1 protein-coding gene is annotated in these 1862 nt (G+C 75.2%); it reads left to right on the top strand.

The features are described from left to right. The coding region (locus tag ACWEVN_RS47740) for a tetratricopeptide repeat protein (protein WP_452055695.1) at nucleotides 1–1709 on the top strand (1709 nt) is incomplete at its 5' end. Between the last annotated feature and the right edge of the window lie 153 nt (nucleotides 1710–1862).

Genomic DNA, 1862 nt, shown 5'->3' on the forward strand with positions numbered 1-1862 from the left:
GGCCGCTGCTGCCGCCGTCCGGGGGCTGCGCGGTGGTCGTCACCAGCCGGCACCGGCTGGCGGACCTGGCCGGCGCCGAGCACGTCGAGCTGGACGTGCTGCCCACCGAAGACGCCCTCGCCCTCTTCGCCCGCATCGCCGGGGCGGAGCGCGTCGAGCGGGAACCGGAGCAGGCCGAGGAGATCGTCCGGCTGTGCGGCCGGCTCCCGCTGGCCATCCGGATCACCGGGGCGAAGCTCGCGAGCCGGCGGGCGTGGACCCTGCAGGTGCTGCGCGACCGCCTGGCGGACGAATCCCGGCGGCTGCGCGAGCTGCGGGTCGGCGACCTCGACGTGCGGGCCAACTTCGACCTGAGCCTGCGGCTGCTTCCCGAGGACGCCGTCCGGGCGTTCCGGCTGCTGGGGCTGCTGGGCGCGGAGACGCTCCCGGCGTGGGTGATCGGCCCGCTGCTGGGCCGGCCCGTCCCGGACGACGTGCTGGACGCGCTGGTCGACGCCTACCTCGTGCGCCTGGTGACGACCGACCGCGCCGGCCAGCCGAGGTACCGGCTGCACGACCTGTTGCGCGCGTACGCGTCGGAAGGCGCGCAGGAGCACTACTCGTTCGAGGACCGCCGGGCGGCGGTGGAGCGGGTCCTCGCCGCGTGGCTCGCCCTCGCCGAGCAGGCCCGCGACCTGTGCTACCCCAGCCTCTTCCGGCCGACCCCGGGCCGCTCGCCGCGCTGGACCCCGGACCACGTGGTCGTCGACCCCATCACCTGGTTCGACGCCGAGCGCGGGACGCTGCTGCGGGCGATCGAACTCGCGGCGGACTGGGGCCTGGACGAGGCGGCCTGGGAACTGGCGGTCGCCGCGGTGCCGTACTACGACCACCGCAGCCTGTACCAGGACTGGAACCGCAGCCACCGGATCGCGCTGGACGCCACCGCCGCGGCCGGCAACACCCACGGCGAGGCGGCGTTGCTGCAGGGGCTGGGCCAGGTGCACATCTACCTGGACGAGATGGCCGAAGCCCGCAACGACCTGCACCGGTGCGTGAAGCTGTACCAGTCGATCGGCGACCGGCGCGGCGAAGGCCTCGCGCTGGCGAGCCTGGGCACGGTCCACCGCGTCCGAGGCGAACTCGACGCGGCGCTGGCCGTCGACCGGGAGGCGCTGGAGCACGTGGTGGCCGCCGGACACGGCCAGGCGGAGGCCCAGCTCCGGACGGCCATCGGCATCATCGGCTTCGAGCGGGGAGCCGGTGACGCGGGCCCGTGGATCGAGGAGGGCTTGAGGATCGCCCGCCGCCTCGGAGACCGCCACCGCCAGGCGGTGATCCTCCGCACCCTCAGCCGCTACCACCTGGAGACGGGCGACACCCCCGCGGCGCTGCGCAACCTCACCGAAGCGTTGACGATCTTCAGCGAAATCAGCGACGAGCGCTGCGGCGCGTACACCGACCAGCGGCTCGGAGCCATCCACGCGGAACTGGGCGACCGGGCAAGGGCGGAGTCGGCCCTCCAACGCGCGGCACACGTGTTCCGCGCCAACGGCGACCGCAGCAACGAGGCGGCGTGCTGGCAGCAGCTGGGCGAGCTCGAGAGGGAGCTGGGAGACCAGGCCGCGGCCCGGCGTCATCTGGGGTTGGCGGCGGAGCTGTGGCGGGCGGTCGGTTTGCCGGAGCGGGCGGAGGCGGTGGAGGCCACGTTGCTCGGGACGGGCGGCTGACGCCGGCCTTGCTGCTGCGGTAGTTCCGGCGCCGATCTGTCCGAGCACGCCCCACCCACCCGCAGCCGGCCCCGAACCCCACCCCGGCGGCCGAGCTGCGGCAGGCCCGGCGCCGGCCCCGCGGGCGACCTGCCCGAGCGGGCCTGCCGCACT

Source organism: Amycolatopsis sp. NPDC003861 (assembly GCF_053605405.1).